We start from the raw sequence: 17292 nt of genomic DNA, 5'->3' as shown, positions 1-17292 counted from the left end.
TGGCGGCGCTGCGGGCGGCGGGAGCGGCGCACGGGGAGCAGGCGGCCGGGCCGGGACAGCCGGCCGCGGCGGGGGAAGCGCAGCGGGCCGGGGACGGGGCGGCCCAGGGCCCGGCCCCGAGGATCCCCACGGTCGAGATCGCCCCGTAGGGCGGCGTTTCGTCCGGTGCCGACGACAGACCTCCCCCGGCAACGCGCCGCCGGGACCGGCATCCGGTGCGGATGCCGGCCCCGGTGCCCGGGTGCGTTCGCCCGCATCCGTCAGAGCGGCAGGCCGCCGCCGGTGAGGCTGCCGAGGGGAAGGACGCCGGTCAGGGCGCCGAGCTGGCCGAGACCCGGGGGCTGGGCGGTCTGCTGGCCGGTCGGCTTGGCGGGGGGCGTGCCGTTGTTGCTCGCCACCTGGGAGCCGGTGACGTTCTCCAGCGGGGCGGTCAGCTGGCCGACCGGGTCGGGCAGGCCGGGGGTGGACGCTGCGGAGGCGGTGCCCGTCGCCCCGGCGGCGAAGGCGGCGCCGAGCAGTGCGGTACCGACGATCTTGCGGGTCTTCATGGGATTCAGGTCCTCGTCCTTGCGGATATCGAGCGGCAACGAGAAACGTAGCCAGCCGGATATCGCCGCGGCAACGACCGCCTCGCCGGGGCGGCAATTGGCCCGTACGGCCCTATCCGCGGATCGTACGACCATCGCCACACGACCCGAATTCCCGCAGAGTCCGCAGGTCGGAGCGGGTCAGCGAAAGAGCCACTCCGACTTCAGCCCGGCGTACCCGGGCTTGATGACCTCATTGATCATCGCCAGCCTTTCATCGAAAGGAATGAAAGCCGACTTCATGGCGTTGACGGTGAACCACTGCATGTCGTCGAGCGTGTAGTGGAACGTGCGCACCAGTTCCTCGAATTCGCGGGTCATGCTCGTGCCGCTCATGAGCCGGTTGTCGGTGTTGACCGTGGCGCGGAAGTACAGCCGGCGCAGCAGCCCGATGGGGTGCTCGGCGTACGACGCGGCGGCGCCGGTCTGCAGGTTGGACGTCGGGCACAGCTCCAGCGGGATCCGCTTGTCGCGCACGTACGCCGCCAGCCGGCCGAGTTTGACGGTGCCGTCCTCGGCGACGTGGATGTCGTCGATGATCCGTACGCCGTGGCCGAGCCGGTCGGCGCCGCACCACTGCAGGGCCTGCCAGATCGACGGCAGCCCGAACGCCTCGCCCGCGTGGATGGTGAAGTGGTTGTTCTCGCGCTTCAGATACTCGAAGGCGTCGAGGTGGCGGGTGGGCGGGAAGCCGGCCTCGGCGCCGGCGATGTCGAAGCCCACGACGCCGAGGTCGCGGTAGCGGTTGGCCAGTTCGGCGATCTCCAGCGAGCGGGCGGCGTGCCGCATCGCGGTCAGCAGCGCGCCGACGCGGATGCGGCGCCCGGCGGCGTACGCGCGCCGCTCGCCCTCGCGGAAGCCCTCGTTGACCGCCTCCACCACCTGCTCCAGGCTCAGCCCGCCCTGGAGGTGCTGCTCGGGGGCGTAGCGCACCTCGGCGTACACGACGCCGTCGGCGGCCAGGTCCTCGGCGCACTCGGCGGCGACCCGCACCAGCGCGTCGCGGGTCTGCAGCACGGCGCAGGTGTGGGCGAAGGTCTCCAGGTAGCGCTCCAGCGAACCGGAGTCGGCGGCCTCCCGGAACCAGGCGCCGAGCCGCTCGGGGTCGCTCTCCGGCAGCCCGGAGTAGCCGGTCTCGCGGGCGATGTCCACGACGGTGCCGGGGCGGAGCCCGCCGTCGAGGTGGTCGTGGAGCAGCACCTTGGGGGCGCGCCGGATCCGGTCCGTGTCCGGCAGCGCCGCCCGCCCCGCGCCGGCCGCCGCGCTCCCGCCTCTGCCGTTGTCGTCCGTCATGCGGCACGCCCCTTTCGCGTCACGGTTGGCGACATCCTACGCGCGTAGAGCCGTGCGGTGCCCGGCGGCGGGCGCCGGGTGCCGGGGCATGGCGGCGCCGGTCGGTGCGGCCCGGCGGCACGGGTCGGTGCGGCGGCAGAGGGAGCGGAGTCGGGAGAGCCGCACCGGAGCCGGGGCGCGACTGCCGTGCGCCCGCGGCGACCACCGGGGTTGCGCGGGGGCGGAGCCGGTGGGAGCCACGTACCGGAGACGGGAGGGCACCGGCCGCCGCGCCGAGCCGCAGGCGGCGGCGGTGGCGGTGGCCCTCGCGGGCCGTAGCCGCGTGGTCCCCGCGGGTTCAAGCGGCTTGCGGAGGGCGGAGCCGGGGCGGGCACGTCGGCCTCGCCCGCCGTCGCGACGCGGGGCGGCCCGCAACTGCCTTGCGGGCGCGCCGGATCGGGCCGGCGGTGCCCGGCGCAGACGGGTGGGCAGCAGGGCCGGGCATCTGCGATCGTGCTGCCATGGCACAGGAGACCAGCGTGACCCGCCCCGCCCGGCTCGGCCGCGCCACCGGGGCGGCCTCGGCACAGGCGGTGGCGCTGCTGATGCCCGCGGGCGAGGAGGAGAGCAGCCGCCGGCCGTCGCGGCTGGCCGCCGCCTCGGTGTGGTCGCTGGCCCGCCGGCTGGGACGCGCCGGGCGCGCCGAGGGGCTCGTCACGCACACCGTGCACTACCGCTGCCGCGGCTGGAACGGCGCGGCGGCGGACGCGGCGCACGACGCGGAGTGGGCGCTGGAGGAGGTCGTACGGCGGTACGGGGACGTGCCCGTGGCGCTGGTCGGCACCGACGTCGGCGGGCGCGCGGCGCTGCGCGCCGCCGGGCACGAGGCGGTCGTCTCGGTGCTGGCGCTGGCGCCGTGGCTGCCGGACGCGCAGGCGGCGGACGCGGAGCCCGTACGGCAGCTGAGCGGGCGCAGCGTGCTGCTCGTGCACGGCACGGACGACGAGCGCACCGACCCGGACCTGTCGTACCGGCTGGCGGTGCGGGCGAAGAAGGCCAACCGCGACGTGTGCCGCTTCGAGGTGCACTCCGACGGGCACGGGCTGCACCAGCACCGGCCGGAAGTCCTCGCCCTGGCCGCCGACTTCGTCAGGGGCTCGCTCTTCGGCCGGCCGTACAGCAGGCCGGTCGCCGACGCGCTGGCGGCGCCGCCGCCGATAGGTCTGCGGATGCCGCTGGCCACGGGCTTCGCCCCGGCGTAGGCGCGGTCCGGTCCGGTCGCGGCCGCGGGCGTTACCGCGGCGGCGGACAGGTGGGCTGTCGGAGGGGCGGCCTACCCTAGGGTGGGTGTGCGGGGTTGGTGGGTTGCCGGGTTGCCCGAGTTGCCCGGGTTGCTGGGTTGCTAGCCCGCCAGGAGTTGGCCGCGGCGTCCCAGCAGAAACCGGCGGAACGCCGCCACCGGCGGCGTCTCCTGCTGCCCCGCCACCCACGCGACCCCGATCTCCCGCACCGCCCGCGGCGCCGTCACGTTCAGCTCCACCACCCCCGGCCGCGGCACCGCCGGCGGCGGCAGCAGTGCCACCCCCAGCCCCGCCGCCACCAGCCCGCGGATCGTCTCCGCCTCCTCCCCCTCGAACGCGATCCGCGGCGCGAACCCCGCCTCCGCGCACAGCGCCTCCAGCATCCGCCGCATCCCGTAGCCCGGTTCCAGGGTGACGAAGGGCTCCTCCGCCACCTCCGCGAGCCGGATCCGGCGCCGCCCGGTCAGCCGGTGGTCGTCCGGTACGACGAGCCGGAGGCGCTGCTCGTCCAGGCGCCGCGCCGTCAGGTCCGGCGCGTCCGGGACCGGTGAGGTCAGGCACAGGTCCAACTCGCCCGCGCGCAGCCGCTGCAGCATCCACTCGCCGTAGTTCTGCACCAGCGCGAAGCGCACCCGCGGGTGGTCCCGGCGGAACTCCCGCAGTAGCCCCGGCACGGTCTCGGAGCCGAGCGTGTGCAGGAAGCCGAAGGCGACCTTGCCCGTCTCGGGGTGCGCGTCGGCGCGTACGGCCTCGGCGCCCCGGCCGACCTCCGCCAGCGCGCGTTCGGCGTGGGCGAGGAAGTCGCGGCCGGCGGTGGTCAGCGTCAGGGTGCGGCCGCGGCGGGCGAAGAGCGCGAGGCCCAGGTCGGCTTCGAGCCGTGCCATCGCCCGGCTCAGCGTCGGCTGCGGGACGCCGAGCGCCCGGGCGGCCCGGGTGACGTGCTCCTCGCGGGCGACGGCGGCGAACTGCGCGAGCCGGGGCGCGAGCACCCCGCCCCACTCCCCCGGCTCCCCGGCGCCGGCCGTCGACATGTCTTGCGGATGACGGGACCGTGACATCGACCCCTGTGACCTCTGCTCATTCACCACGGCATCGATTATCACCGTTTTCCGTATTGGACGCATGAGCGGGAGCGCCGTACGTTCGCCGCATGCCCTCCGCTACCGGGGCGCCCGCCGAGGTGGGCGCCCTTCCGCAGCACGCGCCCGGGGAGCCCGGCTACCGCCGCGTGCTCCTCGCCCTGTTCGCCGCCGGCGTCGCCACCTTCACCCTCCTCTTCGCCACCCAGGCCCTGCTGCCCGCCCTCTCCGCCGACCTCGGCGTCAGCCCCGGCGCCGCCAGCTGGACCGTCTCGGCCACCACCGCCGCCCTCGCGCTCGCGGTGCTGCCGCTGAGCGCCGTCTCGGAGCGGTTCGGCCGGCGGGCGACGATGACGTGGTCGCTGACGGCCGCCGTGCTGCTGGGTCTTGCGCTGCCGTTCGCGCCGGACCTGGGCTGGCTCGTCGCGCTGCGCACGCTGCAGGGCGCGGCGATCGCCGGGATCCCGGCGTCGGCGATCGCGTTCATCGCCGAGGAGGTACGGGCCCGGGCGGTGATCGGCGCCGTCGGACTCTTCGTCGCGGGCAACAGCATCGGCGGCATGGCCGGCCGCATCCTCACCGGCTGGACGGCGGACGCCTGGGGCTGGCGGGCGGCGCTGGGCACCGTCGCGGTGCTCTCGCTGGTCTGCGCGGTCGCGTTCCGCGTGCTGCTGCCGCCCGCCCGGCACTTCGCCGCCGCCCCGCTGGCGCCGCGGGCGCTCGCGCGGACGGTACGCGGCCATCTCGCCGACGGGCTGATGCGCCGGCTGTATGCGATCGGCCTGTTGTTCATGACCGTCTTCGGCGCGGTCTACACGATGATCGGCTACCGGCTGGCCGGCGAGCCCTTCGGGCTGTCCTCGGGCCTCATCGGCTCGGTCTTCGTCATCTACCTCGTCGGCACCGGCTCCTCCGCCGCGGCCGGCCGGCTCGTCGCGCGCCTCGGCCGCCGCGGCACCCTGTACGCGGCCGCCGGCACGACCGGCGCCGGGCTGCTGCTGATGCTCGGCGGCTCCCTCGCCGCCGTCCTGGCCGGGCTGGTGCTGCTGACCGCGGGCTTCTTCGCGGGGCACGCGGTCGCCTCCGCCTCGGTCAGCCACGCGGCGCGGACGGGCCGGGCGCAGGCGTCGGCGCTGTACCAGGTCGCGTACTACGTCGGGAACAGCGCGGGCGCCACCGCCGGGGCGGTCGCCTTCCACGCGGTCGGCTGGCGGGGGGTCGTCGTCCTCGGCCTCACGGCTCTCGCGGGCGTCACGGGCATCACGGTTCACGCCACGCGCCGGGCCGCCGCCGCGGCCCGTACGGCGACCGCCGGCCGGGCCCGGGAGGAGCCCGCCGCACCGGCCCGTGCGCAGGCCCCCGCAAGCCGCCCGGTACCGTACGAACCGACAGGTCAGCCGATATCCGCCCGCGTCGCCCGCACCGCCGGACACACCGGCGCGGAGACGATCCGGTAACGGACTCGTTGCCTGAGGTTCAGCTCTGTCTACGCGCGTTACGATGCCCCGGAAGCAGCGCCGGAAAGAGGCGCTTCGCAAGACGAAGGGGAAGTCCTCTTGCGCCGGGTAACCAAGATCGCCGCCGCGGGCGTGGCAACCGCGGCCCTCGCGTTCACCAGTGCTGCGTGCAGCAGCGACGACAGCGGCAGCAGCGACAAGGGCGTCGGCCTCGCCTTCGACGTCGGCGGCCGCAGCGACGCCTCCTTCAACGAGTCGGCCGCCCGCGGGTACGACAAGGCCAAGAAGGAGTTCGACATCGGCGGCAAGGAGCTGACCGCCCGGGACGGCGAGACGGAGGCCGACCGCGAGCAGCGGCTCACCTCCCTCGCCGAGGCGGGCTACAACCCGGTGATCGGGGTCGGCTTCGCCTACGGCAAGTCCGTCAACAAGGTCGCCAAGGACTTCCCCGACACCACCTTCGCCGTGATAGACGAGGCGTCGCAGGCGAAGAACGTCGCCGGCATCACCTTCGCCGAGCACGAGGGCTCGTACCTCGCCGGCGTGGCCGCCGCGCTGAAGAGCAAGTCCGGCAACGTCGGCTTCATCGGCGGCGTGCACAACAACCTGATCAAGAAGTTCGAGGCCGGCTTCGTCCAGGGCGTCAAGGACACCAAGCCCAACGTCAAGGTCGACGTGAAGTACCTCTACGAGAGCGACCTCAAGGGCTTCCAGGACCCGCTGCGCGCCAAGGGCATCGCCGAGGGCATGCTCGACTCCGGCTCGGACGTCATCTACAGCGCCGCGGGCCTTTCGGGCACCGGCTCGATCGAGGCCGTGGCCGCGCAGGACGGCGCCTGGGCGATCGGCGTCGACTCCGACCAGTACCGCGACAAGGCCCTGGCCGACTACAAGGACTCGATCCTGACGTCGGTCGTGAAGAACGTGGACGTGGCCGTCTACGACCTGATCAAGAGCGTCCAGGACGGCGAGCCGCTCACCGGCGACCACACGTTCACGCTCAAGGACGACGGCGTGAGCCTGGCCACCTCCGGCGGGTTCGTCGACGACATCCAGGGCGACATCGACGCGGCCAAGAAGAAGATCGCCGACGGCGAGATCACGGTCAGCGACACTCCCTGAGCACGGTACGTGTCCCGGGGTCCGGCGGACGGAGCGAGACCGGCGTCCGCCGGGCCCCGCGCATCTGGGTCCGGACTACGCGCGTAGCGTGATATGCCGTAACCCACGCGCAGCAACCCGCGCCGTCCGGGCGGCGCTTCGGTACGTCCGCCGCCCCGCATCCACCGCCCTCGACGAGGAGTGTGCGCCATCACAGCCCCCAGCAGCAGCTCCACGGCCGCCGGCCCGCCGCCGGGCACGGCCGCCGTCGAGCTGCACGGCATCACGAAACGCTTCCCCGGCGTCGTCGCCAACCACGACATCGACATCACCGTGCGCCGCGGCACCGTGCACGCCCTCGTGGGCGAGAACGGCGCGGGCAAGTCCACCCTGATGAAGATCCTCTACGGCATGCAGAAGCCGGACGAGGGCACCATCACGCTCGACGGCGAGCCGGTCACGTTCCACAGCCCGGCCGACGCCATCGGGCGCGGCATCGGCATGGTGCACCAGCACTTCATGCTCGCCGACAACCTCACCGTGCTGGAGAACACCGTCCTGGGCAGCGAGAAGCTGCACGGCATCGGCGACGGGGCGCGCACGAAGATCATGGAGCTGTCGGCGGCGTACGGCCTCGGCATCCGCCCCGACGTGCTGGTCGAGGACCTCGGCGTCGCCGACCGGCAGCGGGTGGAGATCCTCAAGGTGCTCTACCGCGGCGCCCGCACCCTCATCCTCGACGAGCCCACCGCCGTGCTCGTCCCGCAGGAGGTCGACGCGCTCTTCGACAACCTGCGCGGGCTGAAGGCCGAGGGCCTGACCGTGCTGTTCATCTCGCACAAGCTCGGCGAGGTGCTCGCCGTCGCGGACGACATCACGGTCATCCGGCGCGGCACCACCGTCGCCTCGGTCAAGCCCGCGGACGTCACCTCCAAGCAGCTCGCCGAGCTGATGGTGGGCAGCGAGCTGCCCACCCCGGAGACCCGCGAGTCGACGGTCACCGACGTGCCGATGCTCCGGGTCAGCGGGCTGCACCTGTCGGCCGTCGACGCCGACGGCGTACCCCGCGAGGTGCTGGACCGCATCTCCTTCACCATCCACAAGGGCGAGGTGCTGGGCATCGCCGGCGTGGAGGGCAACGGCCAGTCCGAGCTGGTCGAGGCGGTCATGGGGCTGCGGGACCCGGACGGCGGCAGCATCGTGCTGGACGGCGCGGACATCAGCCACGCCGCCACCCGCACGCGCCGCGAGGGCGGCATCGGCTACATCCCCGAGGACCGGCAGCGGCACGGCCTGCTGCTGGAGGCCCCGCTGTGGGAGAACCGCATCCTCGGCCACACCACCGAGCGGCCCAACAGCCGCGGCGCGCTCCTCGACACCTCCGCTGCCCGCAAGGACACCAGGCGGATCGTCGAGGAGTACGACGTCCGCACCCCCGGCATCGACGTCACCGCCGCCTCGCTCTCCGGCGGCAACCAGCAGAAGCTGATCGTCGGCCGGGAGATGAGCCACCGGCCGAAGCTGCTCATCGCCGCCCACCCCACGCGCGGCGTGGACGTCGGCGCGCAGGCGGAGATCTGGGAGCAGATCCGCGAGGCCCGCCGCGAGGGCCTCGCGGTGCTGCTGATCTCCGCGGACCTGGACGAGCTGATCGGGCTCTCCGACACGCTGCGGGTGATGTACCGCGGGCGGCTCGTCGCCGACGCCGACCCGGCCGCGATCACGCCGGAGGAGCTGGGCAGCGCGATGACGGGTGCGTCGAGCGGCCATCTGGAGGACGGCCCCGCGGGCGGCGCCACGGACGGCGCCACGGGCGGCGCCGCCGACGGCGGCGCGGCCACCGACACCGACGACGGGCAGGGCGGAGGCCGTACCCGATGAAACGCCTCGACAGGGACAAGCTGATCACCGCGGTCGGCGCCCCGGTGCTCGCGGTCCTCGCCGCGCTGGTGCTGACCTCGCTGATCATCCTGATCTCCGGGAAGGACCCGTTCCGGGCCTACCAGGTCATGATCGAGTTCGGGACGACCGACCGCAGCGCCGTCTACATCGTCAACAAGTCGACGATGTTCTTCCTCTCCGCGCTGGCCGTGGCCATCGGCTTCCGGATGAACCTCTTCAACATCGGCGTCGACGGCCAGTACCGCATCGCGGCCTTCTTCGCCGCGGCCGTCGGCGGCGCGCTGTCGCTGCCGGGCCTCATCCAGATCCCGCTGATCATCCTGGTCGCCATGGGCGTCGGCGCGATCTGGGCGGGCATCGCGGGCGTGCTGCGCACCACCCGCGGCGTCAGCGAGGTCATCACGACGATCATGCTCAACTCGATCGCCGGCGCCGTCATCGGCTACTACCTCACCGCGGGCCGCCTCGGCGAGAAGGACGGGAACCTCACCCACACCCCGAACATCCCGGAATCCAGCCACATCTTCATGTTCGGGACGTCGGTGGGCGACATCAACGGCTTCGTCGTCTTCGCCGTCCTCGCCGGCTTCCTGTACTGGTTCGTCCTCAACCGCACCCGCTTCGGCTTCGACCTGCGCAGCGTCGGCCGGTCCGAGACGGCCGCCGCCGCCAGCGGCGTGGACGTCAAGCGCATGATCGTCACCAGCATGGTGCTCTCCGGCGCCGTCGCCGGCCTGGTCGGCATGCCGACGCTGCTCGGCGAGTCGTACAACTACGGCACCGACTTCCCGCTCGGCGTCGGCTTCACCGGCATCGCCATCGCCCTCCTCGGCCGCAACCACCCCGTCGGCATCGCGCTCGGCGCGCTGCTCTGGGCCTTCCTGGAGCGCACCGGCACCCAGCTGGAGTTCGAGGGCTACGACCAGAAGATCGTCGAGGTCATCAAGGGCATCATCGTGCTCTGCGTGGTCATCGCCTACGAGGTGGTCCGCCGCTGGGCGCTGCGCGACCAGCAGCGCCGCGTCGGCGAGGAGCTGGCCCGGGCAGGTAGCAACGACAAGGCGGAGGTGGGCGCGTGAGTACGGTGACCAGGGCGGGCGCCGCCACACCCGCGAAGCAGCCGCGGACCGGCGGCGGCCGGCGGCGGCTCGGCCTGCCGCAGGTGCTGCTGCTGGTCGCCGCCGGACTGCTGCTGCTGTCCGCGGTGCGGGCGCTGACCGACACCACGAACCTCACCGCCTCCGCGCAGATCGGCGGCGCGCTCGCGCTCGCCGTGCCGATCGGCCTGGCCGGCCTCGGCGGGCTGTGGGCGGAGCGGTCCGGCGTCATCAACATCGGCCTCGAAGGCATGATGATCCTCGGCACGTTCTTCGCCGGCTGGATCGGCTGGCAGCACGGGCCGTGGGCGGGCGCGCTCGCCGGGGTGATCGGCGGCGCGCTGGGCGGTCTTGTGCACGCGATGGCCACGGTCACGTTCGGCGTCGACCACATCGTCTCCGGGGTGGCGATCAACATCCTCGCGCTGGGCACCACCCAGTACCTGGCGAAGATCTTCTTCGCGGACGGGGACGCCCTGGCGGCCGGCGGCACCGACAAGCAGTCGCCGCAGGTCGACGACATGCACACGTTCTCCGTCCCCGGACTCTCCGACTGGCTCGGGGATCTGGAGGAGAAACACTGGTTCTTCCTGTCCGACGCCGCCGGCATCCTGCGCGGGCTCACCCACGACGTGTCGTACCTGATCCTGGTCGCGGCGGCGCTGTTCGTGCTCACGTACTTCGTGCTGTGGCGCTCGGCGTTCGGGCTGCGGCTGCGGTCCTGCGGCGAGAACCCGGTGGCCGCCGAGTCGCTGGGCGTCAACGTCTACCTGTACAAGTACGCGGCGCTGGCCGTCTCCGGCGCGCTCGCCGGCCTCGGCGGGGCGTTCCTCGTCACGTTCACCCACATCTACCTGGAGGGCCAGACCGGCGGCCGCGGCTACATCGGCCTGGCCTCGATGATCTTCGGCAACTGGCGCCCGGGCGGCACGGCCATGGCGGCGGGGCTCTTCGGCTTCACCGACAGCCTGCAGCTGCGCGGCGGCGGCGAGGCCGTGCACGCGCTGTTCCTGCTGCTGGCGGTGCTGCTCGCGGCGTACGCGGTGTGGAAGTACGTACACGGCGGCGCCCGGGCGGCGATCGCGGCGGGCGTGGCGGCGGTGCTCCTCGGGGTGGTGTACGCGACCACGGACGCGGTGCCGCGCGAGGTCGTGGAGGCCACGCCGTACGTCACGACGCTGGTGGTGCTGGCGGTGTTCGCACAGCGGCTGCGGGTGCCGAAGTGGATCGGCAGGCGCTACCGGAGAGGGGAGAGCACGTGACCGGCACGACCGGCGACGCCGCGCCCTGGGAGGCGCTGCGCCGGGCCGCCCGGGACGCGATGTCCCGGGCGTACGCCCCGTACTCGCGCTACCCCGTCGGCGCCGCGGCGCTCGTGGACGACGGCCGCACGGTCGTCGGCTGCAACGTGGAGAACGCCTCGTACGGCGTCGGGCTGTGCGCCGAGTGCGGTCTCGTCTCCGCCCTGCACGCCACCGGCGGCGGCCGGCTCACCCACTTCACCTGCGTCAACGGCGACGGGCAGCTGATCCTGCCGTGCGGCCGCTGCCGCCAGCTGCTCAGCGAGCACGGCGGCCCCGGGCTGCTGTGCGACACCCCGTCGGGGGTCCGGCCGCTGGCGGAGCTGCTCCCGGACGCGTTCGGCCCGTTCGATCTGTCCACGAGGTTCGAGAGCGAGGGATCGGAGAACTGATGGACGCCATCTCCGTCATCCGCACCAAGCGCGACCGCGGGCGGCTGACCGACGAGCAGATCGACTGGGTCGTCGGCGCGTACACCCGCGGCGAGGTCGCCGACGAGCAGATGTCCGCGCTGGCCATGGCCATACTGCTCAACGGCATGGACCGCGACGAGATCGCCCGCTGGACCGCGGCGATGATCGCCTCCGGCGAGCGGATGGACTTCACCGCGCTGCCCCGCCCGACCGCCGACAAGCACTCGACGGGCGGCATCGGCGACAAGATCACGCTGCCGCTGGCGCCGCTGGTCGCCGCCTGCGGGGCCGCGGTCCCGCAGCTGTCCGGCCGCGGCCTCGGCCACACCGGCGGCACCCTCGACAAGCTGGAGTCCGTCCCCGGCTGGCGGGCCTCGCTGTCGAACGACGAGATGATGGCGACGCTGCGCGACGTCGGCGCCGTGATCTGCGCCCCGGGCACGGGCCTGGCGCCCGCCGACCGCAAGCTGTACGCGCTGCGGGACGTCACCGGGACCGTGGAGTCCATCCCGCTGATCGCCTCCTCGATCATGTCGAAGAAGATCGCCGAGGGCACGGGCGCGCTGGTGCTGGACGTGAAGGCCGGCTCCGGCGCGTTCATGAAGGACGTCGGCAGGGCCCGTGAGCTGGCGGCGACGATGGTCGGCCTCGGCAACGACCACGGGCTGCGCACCGTCGCGCTGCTCACCGACATGTCCACCCCGCTGGGGCTGACCGCCGGCAACGCGCTGGAGGTCCGCGAGTCACTGGAGGTGCTGGCCGGCGGCGGCCCGGCGGACGTCGTGGAGCTGACCCTCGCGCTGGCCGCCGAGATGCTGACGGCGGCCGGCCTGCCGGACGCGGACCCGGCGAAGGCGCTGCGGGACGGCTCGGCGATGGACGTCTGGCGCCGCATGATCGCCGCCCAGGGCGGCGACCCCGCCGCCCCCCTGCCCACGGCCCGCGAAACCCACCCGGTCCCGGCCCCCACGACGGGCGTCCTCACCCGCCTCGACGCCTACGCGGTGGGCCTGGCGGCCTGGCGCCTGGGCGCGGGCCGCGCCCGAAAGGAGGACCCGGTCCAGGCGGCGGCGGGCGTGGAACTCCACGCCAAACCCGGGCAGCCGGTGCAGGCGGGCCAGCCGCTGCTGACGCTGCACACGGACACCCCGGAACGGATCCCGGAGGCGCTGGCGGCGCTGGAGTCGTCGTACGACATCGCCCCACCGGGCACAACGCTGGACCGCACCCCGCTGATCCTGGACCGCCTGGACTGACCCGCGGCGGCCGCCCCCAACGGCAGCCGCCGCCCGACGCCCGCCCCACGCGCGACCCGGCCCCGGACCCGCACGCGGCGGGCACCGGGGCCGGGACGGGGTGCTGCTGCTAGAAGCGGCGGGTGATCAGGGCGCGCTTGACCTCCTGGATGGCCTTCGTCACCTCGATGCCGCGCGGGCACGCGTCCGTGCAGTTGAACGTCGTGCGGCAGCGCCACACCCCGTCCTTGTCGTTCAGGATCTCCAGCCGCTGCTCCCCCGCCTCGTCGCGGCTGTCGAAGATGAACCGGTGCGCGTTCACGATCGCCGCCGGGCCGAAGTACTGGCCGTCGTTCCAGAACACCGGGCACGAACTCGTGCACGCCGCGCACAGGATGCACTTCGTCGTGTCGTCGAACCGCTCCCGGTCCTCCGCCGACTGCAGGCGCTCCCGCGTGGGCTCGTTGCCGTGGGTCACCAGGAACGGCATCACGTCGCGGTACGCCTGGAAGAACGGCTCCATGTCGACGATCAGGTCCTTCTGCACCGTCAGGCCCTTTATCGGCTCCACGGTGATCGGCTTCTCCGGCGCGATGTCCTTGATCAGCGTCTTGCACGCCAGCCGGTTGCGGCCGTTGATGCGCATCGCGTCCGAGCCGCAGATGCCGTGGGCGCAGGAGCGGCGGAAGGTCAGGGTCCCGTCCAGATCCCACTTGATCTTGTGCAGCGCGTCGAGGACCCGCTCCTTGGGGTCGATCTCCACGCGGAAGTCCTCCCAGTACGACTCCGCCGCCGCCTCCGGGTTGAACCTGCGGATGCGGAACGTCGCGGTGATGTACGGGGAGTCCGCCGGCCGGGCGGCCTCGGCTTCGGCCTTGTCCATGACGGGTGTTGCCATCAGTACTTACGCTCCATCGGCTGGTAGCGGGTCTGCACGACCGGCTTGTAGTCGAGCCGGACGGTCTCCGAGCCGTCGTCGCCGACCTCGCGGTACGCCATGGTGTGGCGCATGAAGTTGACGTCGTCGCGGTTCGGGTAGTCCTCGCGGTAGTGGCCGCCCCGGGACTCCTTGCGGGCGAGCGCGGAGATCGCCATGACCTCGGCCAGGTCGAGCATGTTGCCCAGCTCGATCGCCTCCAGCAGGTCGGTGTTGAACCGCCGGCCCTTGTCCTGGATGCCCACGTTCCGGTACCGCGTGCGCAGCTCCGCGAGCTTCTCGACCGCCTCCTTGAGGGTCTGCTCGGTGCGGAAGACCATGACGTTCTTGTCCATCGTCTCCTGCAGCTCGCGCCGCAGCTCCGCGACCCGCTCCTTGCCGGCCGAGTCGCGCAGCCGCTCCACCTCGCCGAGCACGAACGCCGCCGGGTCCGCCGGCAGCTCGACGTGGTCGGCCGTCGCCGCGTACTCCGCGGCGGCGACGCCGGCGCGGCGGCCGAAGACGTTGATGTCGAGCAGCGAGTTGGTGCCCAGCCGGTTGGCGCCGTGCACGGAGACGCAGGCGACCTCACCGGCCGCGTACAGCCCGGGGACGACGGTGGTGTTGTCCGCCAGCACCTCGCCGCGCACGTTGGTGGGGATGCCGCCCATCGCGTAGTGCGCGGTCGGCTGGATCGGGATCGGGTCGGTGTACGGCTCGATCCCCAGGTACGTGCGCGCGAACTCGGTGATGTCCGGCAGCTTCGCGTCCAGCTGCTCCGGCGGCAGGTGGGTGAGGTCCAGGTAGACGTGGTCGCCCTCGGGGCCGCAGCCGCGGCCCTCGCGGATCTCGGTGTAGATCGCGCGGGAGACGACGTCGCGGGAGGCGAGGTCCTTCATGACGGGCGCGTACTTCTCCATGAAGCGCTCGCCGTCCTTGTTGCGCAGGATGCCGCCCTCGCCGCGCGCGCCCTCGGTGAGCAGGATGCCCATGCGCCAGATGCCCGTCGGGTGGAACTGGAAGAACTCCATGTCCTCCAGCGGCAGCCCGCGCCGGAACACCGACGCCTGCCCGTCGCCGGTCAGGGTGTGGGCGTTGGAGGTGACCTTGAAGAACTTGCCGTTGCCGCCCGAGGCGTAGACGACGGCCTTGGCCTGGAAGACGTGGACCTCGCCGGTCGCCAGGTCGTACGCGACCACGCCCGCCGACCGCTTCAGCCCGGTCTCGGGGTCCTCGGTGACGAGCTGGTCGAGGACGTAGAACTCGTTGAAGAACTCCACGCCCTCCTTCACACAGTTCTGGTAGAGCGTCTGCAGGATCATGTGGCCGGTGCGGTCGGCCGCGTAGCACGAGCGCCGCACCGGCGCCTCGCCGTGGTTGCGCGAGTGGCCGCCGAAGCGGCGCTGGTCGATCCGGCCCTGCGGGGTGCGGTTGAAGGGCAGGCCCATCTTCTCCAGGTCGAGGACGGCGTCGATGGCCTCCTTCGCCAGGATCTCGGCGGCGTCCTGGTCGACGAGGTAGTCGCCGCCCTTGACGGTGTCGAAGGTGTGCCACTCCCAGTTGTCCTCCTCGACGTTCGCGAGGGCGGCGGCCATGCCGCCCTGCGCGGCGCCGGTGTGGGAGCGCGTCGGGTACAGCTTGGTCAGCACGGCGGTGCGGCTGCGCTTGGTGGCCTCGATGGCGGCGCGCATGCCGGCGCCGCCCGCGCCGACGATCACGGTGTCGTACGTGTGGATCTGCATGAGGGGACCTCTTCGCCGCGTCAGCGGATGTTCGGGTCGAAGGTGAAGATCACCAACGTGCCCAGGAGGACGGTGAAGACCGTGGCGGCGTACAGCAGCATCTTCAGCCAGAAGCGGGTGCCGTCGCGCTCGGCGTAGTCGTTGATGACCGTGCGCAGCCCGTTGGCGCCGTGCAGCATCGCGAGCCAGAGCATGAGCAGATCCCAGCCCTGCCAGAACGGGGACGCCCAGCGGCCGGCGACGAAGGCGAAGCTGACCTTGCTGACACCGCCGTCCAGCACCAGCTGGATCAGCAGGTGGCCGACGACGAGGACCGCGAGCACGATCCCCGACAGCCGCATGAACACCCAGCCGTACAGCTCGAAGTTGGTGCGGCTGCGGCCGGTCGACCCGGCGGTGCGCGGCGTGCGGGCGCGGGGGGCCTCGATGAGCGGGGCGGGGTTGTCCGGTGAGTACGCGGCGGAGGAGCCGGTCAGTTCGATGTCGGAAGTGGCCATGGTCATCAGCTCCCGAACAGCTCTCGCGCGGCATGACCGAGCACCGGATAGGCCGCCCCGGCCATCAGCACCGCCCAGATCCCGACGACGGTCCACAGCATCGGCCGCTGCAGCCGGACGCCCTTCGACCAGAAGTCGACGGCGACGACGCGCAGCCCGTTGAGCGCGTGGAAGAGGACCGCGGCGACGAGCCCGTACTCCAGCAGCGACACGATCGGCGTCTTGTACGTGGCCACCACGTCGTCGTACGCCTCGGGGGACACCCGCACCAGCGCGGTGTCGAGGACGTGGACGAACAGGAAGAAGAAGATGAGGACGCCGGTGACGCGGTGCGCCACCCAGGACCACATGCCTTCCCGGCCGCGGTAGAGCGTTCCAGCCGGCACGGAAAAAACCCTCCGGAAACTGATCGGGGGCCGGCCGTCAGGGCTCGGTACTGCACTGTCGGTCATGACCCGGCCGGGTACGGTCCACCGGCCTTCGCCATCGTAGCGACGGTGCGTCGGCACACCGGTCATGGGGGTGCAGGTGTGATCAATCAGGCACGCGCGTGGCCTAACGGCGGTGCCGGGCGTACCGATCAGCCGGATTGCGCCCCTTTTGCTCCGGCAGACGTGGCCCGTCCCCGGTCTCGGCTCCGGCGGCGAGGAGGCGGGCCAGGCGGCCGCGGGCGCGGCGGCGGAGTTCGTCGGCGGCGACGAGGCGCTCCTCGTCGGGTTCGTTGCCGAGGCGGGCGCGGATCGCGGCCAGCGTGCGGTCCAGGCGCTCGGCCTCGGAGCAGCCGTCGAGGCACAGGACGAAGGCGTGGCCGAAGCGGCTCTCGTACGCGGCGTGCGCGGCCCGCAGCGCCGTCCGCTCGGCGGGGCCCGCGGCCGGGGGCAGGGCGGCCGTCTCGTCGGCCAGCGCGCCCGCGACGGCGCCGGGGGCGAGGTCGTAGCTGGCCTCGTCGGCCGCGGCGAGCAGCGCGTCGAGGTCGGGGTAGGGGCGGTGGGCGGTGAGCCGGCGGGCCCAGTGGCGGTCGTCGAGGCAGTCGCGCAGGGCGCGCTCGGCGTCCGCGGCGGGCGCGGCGTTGAAGGCGGCGAGGCCGGCGGCCAGGGACGCGGCGCGGGTGGTGCGCGGTGCGGATGCGGGCAGGGCGGGCTCCCTGGTGCGTGGTGTGGCGTGCCGGGCGCGCGGGCGCGTGCCGGGGACGGCTACGGTCGAACAGCGCGGCGCCACGCTAACGGCCGGAACCGAACATTCCGGTGGCACCGGCCGGGTTTCACCCGTACGAGGAGGTTTATCGGAGTGAGTCGACAGGAGTCCTGATCGTCCCCACGCTGTGCCGTGGCCATCCGGGAGGTCCCCCCACCATGCGATTCCCGCCGCGTTCGCCCCGCCGACCGCACCACT

At 73.0% G+C, this 17292-nt stretch carries 16 protein-coding genes; 8 read left to right on the top strand and 8 right to left on the bottom strand.

Annotated elements, in window-relative coordinates; genetic code table 11:
- Nucleotides 1–260: 260 nt before the first annotated feature.
- Nucleotides 261–548, bottom strand: coding sequence for a hypothetical protein (locus ABD317_RS20680; protein ID WP_344291436.1), 288 nt, complete (start codon nucleotides 546–548; stop codon nucleotides 261–263).
- 180 nt (nucleotides 549–728) lie between these two features.
- Nucleotides 729–1880, bottom strand: coding sequence for an adenosine deaminase (locus tag ABD317_RS20675; RefSeq protein WP_344291435.1), 1152 nt, complete (start codon nucleotides 1878–1880; stop codon nucleotides 729–731).
- Between the two features lie 500 nt (nucleotides 1881–2380).
- Between ABD317_RS20675 and ABD317_RS20670 the strand changes: the two genes are divergently transcribed.
- Complete coding sequence (locus tag ABD317_RS20670; protein WP_344291434.1) at nucleotides 2381–3121, top strand: alpha/beta hydrolase; 741 nt, start codon at nucleotides 2381–2383, stop codon at nucleotides 3119–3121.
- Between the two features lie 140 nt (nucleotides 3122–3261).
- On the opposite strand, the gene ABD317_RS20665 is transcribed toward ABD317_RS20670, so the two are convergent.
- Nucleotides 3262–4191: a LysR family transcriptional regulator gene (locus ABD317_RS20665; protein ID WP_344291433.1), complete on the bottom strand. Its 930-nt coding sequence runs from the start codon at nucleotides 4189–4191 to the stop codon at nucleotides 3262–3264.
- 119 nt (nucleotides 4192–4310) lie between these two features.
- On the opposite strand from ABD317_RS20665, the gene ABD317_RS20660 reads away from it, so the two are divergent.
- The 7 genes from ABD317_RS20660 (at nucleotide 4311) to ABD317_RS20630 (ending at nucleotide 12766) form a co-directional block, all read left to right on the top strand.
- A complete protein-coding gene (locus ABD317_RS20660; protein ID WP_344291432.1) occupies nucleotides 4311–5696 on the top strand; it encodes an MFS transporter in 1386 nt (461 codons plus the stop codon).
- 99 nt (nucleotides 5697–5795) lie between these two features.
- On the top strand, nucleotides 5796–6818 hold the full coding sequence (locus ABD317_RS20655) for a BMP family lipoprotein (RefSeq protein ID WP_344291430.1): 1023 nt from the start codon (nucleotides 5796–5798) through the stop codon (nucleotides 6816–6818).
- A gap of 180 nt (nucleotides 6819–6998) precedes the next feature.
- Nucleotides 6999–8678: an ABC transporter ATP-binding protein gene (locus ABD317_RS20650; protein WP_425582400.1), complete on the top strand. Its 1680-nt coding sequence runs from the start codon at nucleotides 6999–7001 to the stop codon at nucleotides 8676–8678.
- On the top strand, nucleotides 8675–9778 hold the full coding sequence (locus ABD317_RS20645) for an ABC transporter permease subunit (protein ID WP_027756216.1): 1104 nt from the start codon (nucleotides 8675–8677) through the stop codon (nucleotides 9776–9778). The genes ABD317_RS20650 and ABD317_RS20645 overlap by 4 nt, the downstream gene beginning before the upstream one ends.
- Nucleotides 9775–11058, top strand: a complete 1284-nt coding sequence (locus ABD317_RS20640; RefSeq protein ID WP_027756215.1) for an ABC transporter permease subunit — start codon at nucleotides 9775–9777, stop codon at nucleotides 11056–11058. The genes ABD317_RS20645 and ABD317_RS20640 overlap by 4 nt, the downstream gene beginning before the upstream one ends.
- Complete coding sequence (locus tag ABD317_RS20635) at nucleotides 11055–11489, top strand: cytidine deaminase (RefSeq protein WP_344291429.1); 435 nt, start codon at nucleotides 11055–11057, stop codon at nucleotides 11487–11489. The genes ABD317_RS20640 and ABD317_RS20635 overlap by 4 nt, the downstream gene beginning before the upstream one ends.
- Nucleotides 11489–12766, top strand: coding sequence for a thymidine phosphorylase (locus tag ABD317_RS20630; protein WP_027756213.1), 1278 nt, complete (start codon nucleotides 11489–11491; stop codon nucleotides 12764–12766). Before ABD317_RS20635 ends, ABD317_RS20630 begins: the two co-directional genes overlap by 1 nt.
- Before the next feature lie 109 nt (nucleotides 12767–12875).
- Here ABD317_RS20630 and ABD317_RS20625 read toward each other — a convergent pair whose 3' ends face one another.
- The 5 genes from ABD317_RS20625 to ABD317_RS20605 form a co-directional block, all read right to left on the bottom strand.
- Nucleotides 12876–13643, bottom strand: a complete 768-nt coding sequence (locus ABD317_RS20625; protein WP_027756212.1) for a succinate dehydrogenase iron-sulfur subunit — start codon at nucleotides 13641–13643, stop codon at nucleotides 12876–12878.
- On the bottom strand, nucleotides 13643–15403 hold the full coding sequence (gene sdhA / locus ABD317_RS20620) for a succinate dehydrogenase flavoprotein subunit (RefSeq protein ID WP_027756211.1): 1761 nt from the start codon (nucleotides 15401–15403) through the stop codon (nucleotides 13643–13645). The genes ABD317_RS20625 and sdhA overlap by 1 nt, the downstream gene beginning before the upstream one ends.
- Nucleotides 15404–15423: 20 nt before the next feature.
- On the bottom strand, nucleotides 15424–15906 hold the full coding sequence (locus ABD317_RS20615; protein ID WP_027756210.1) for a succinate dehydrogenase/fumarate reductase transmembrane subunit: 483 nt from the start codon (nucleotides 15904–15906) through the stop codon (nucleotides 15424–15426).
- Nucleotides 15906–16286 (bottom strand): succinate dehydrogenase, cytochrome b556 subunit, encoded by a 381-nt coding sequence (gene sdhC / locus ABD317_RS20610; protein ID WP_027756209.1) that lies wholly within the window; start codon nucleotides 16284–16286, stop codon nucleotides 15906–15908. Before sdhC ends, ABD317_RS20615 begins: the two co-directional genes overlap by 1 nt.
- Nucleotides 16287–16455: 169 nt before the next feature.
- The gene (locus ABD317_RS20605) at nucleotides 16456–17118 is read right to left on the bottom strand and encodes a 2-oxo-4-hydroxy-4-carboxy-5-ureidoimidazoline decarboxylase (RefSeq protein WP_425582399.1); all 663 of its coding nucleotides are present in this window, start codon (nucleotides 17116–17118) and stop codon (nucleotides 16456–16458) included.
- Nucleotides 17119–17292: the final 174 nt, after the last annotated feature.

The organism is Streptomyces synnematoformans, assembly GCF_039531005.1.
GTDB lineage: Bacteria > Actinomycetota > Actinomycetes > Streptomycetales > Streptomycetaceae > Streptomyces > Streptomyces synnematoformans.
Note: the sequence above shows the minus strand (reverse complement) of the source record. Positions and strands in the feature narration are given on the sequence as shown.

Bases quoted from the DNA above. Each gene is read 5' to 3' on its own strand.
- ABD317_RS20680 (WP_344291436.1), bottom strand. From the start codon at position 548: ATGAAGACCCGCAAGATCGTCGGTACCGCACTGCTCGGCGCCGCCTTC.
- ABD317_RS20675 (WP_344291435.1), bottom strand. From the start codon at position 1,880: ATGACGGACGACAACGGCAGAGGCGGGAGCGCGGCGGCCGGCGCGGGG.
- ABD317_RS20670 (WP_344291434.1), top strand. From the start codon at position 2,381: ATGGCACAGGAGACCAGCGTGACCCGCCCCGCCCGGCTCGGCCGCGCC.
- ABD317_RS20665 (WP_344291433.1), bottom strand. From the start codon at position 4,191: ATGTCGACGGCCGGCGCCGGGGAGCCGGGGGAGTGGGGCGGGGTGCTC.
- ABD317_RS20660 (WP_344291432.1), top strand. From the start codon at position 4,311: ATGCCCTCCGCTACCGGGGCGCCCGCCGAGGTGGGCGCCCTTCCGCAG.
- ABD317_RS20645 (WP_027756216.1), top strand. From the start codon at position 8,675: ATGAAACGCCTCGACAGGGACAAGCTGATCACCGCGGTCGGCGCCCCG.
- ABD317_RS20630 (WP_027756213.1), top strand. From the start codon at position 11,489: ATGGACGCCATCTCCGTCATCCGCACCAAGCGCGACCGCGGGCGGCTG.
- ABD317_RS20625 (WP_027756212.1), bottom strand. From the start codon at position 13,643: ATGGCAACACCCGTCATGGACAAGGCCGAAGCCGAGGCCGCCCGGCCG.
- sdhA (WP_027756211.1), bottom strand. From the start codon at position 15,403: ATGCAGATCCACACGTACGACACCGTGATCGTCGGCGCGGGCGGCGCC.
- ABD317_RS20615 (WP_027756210.1), bottom strand. From the start codon at position 15,906: ATGACCATGGCCACTTCCGACATCGAACTGACCGGCTCCTCCGCCGCG.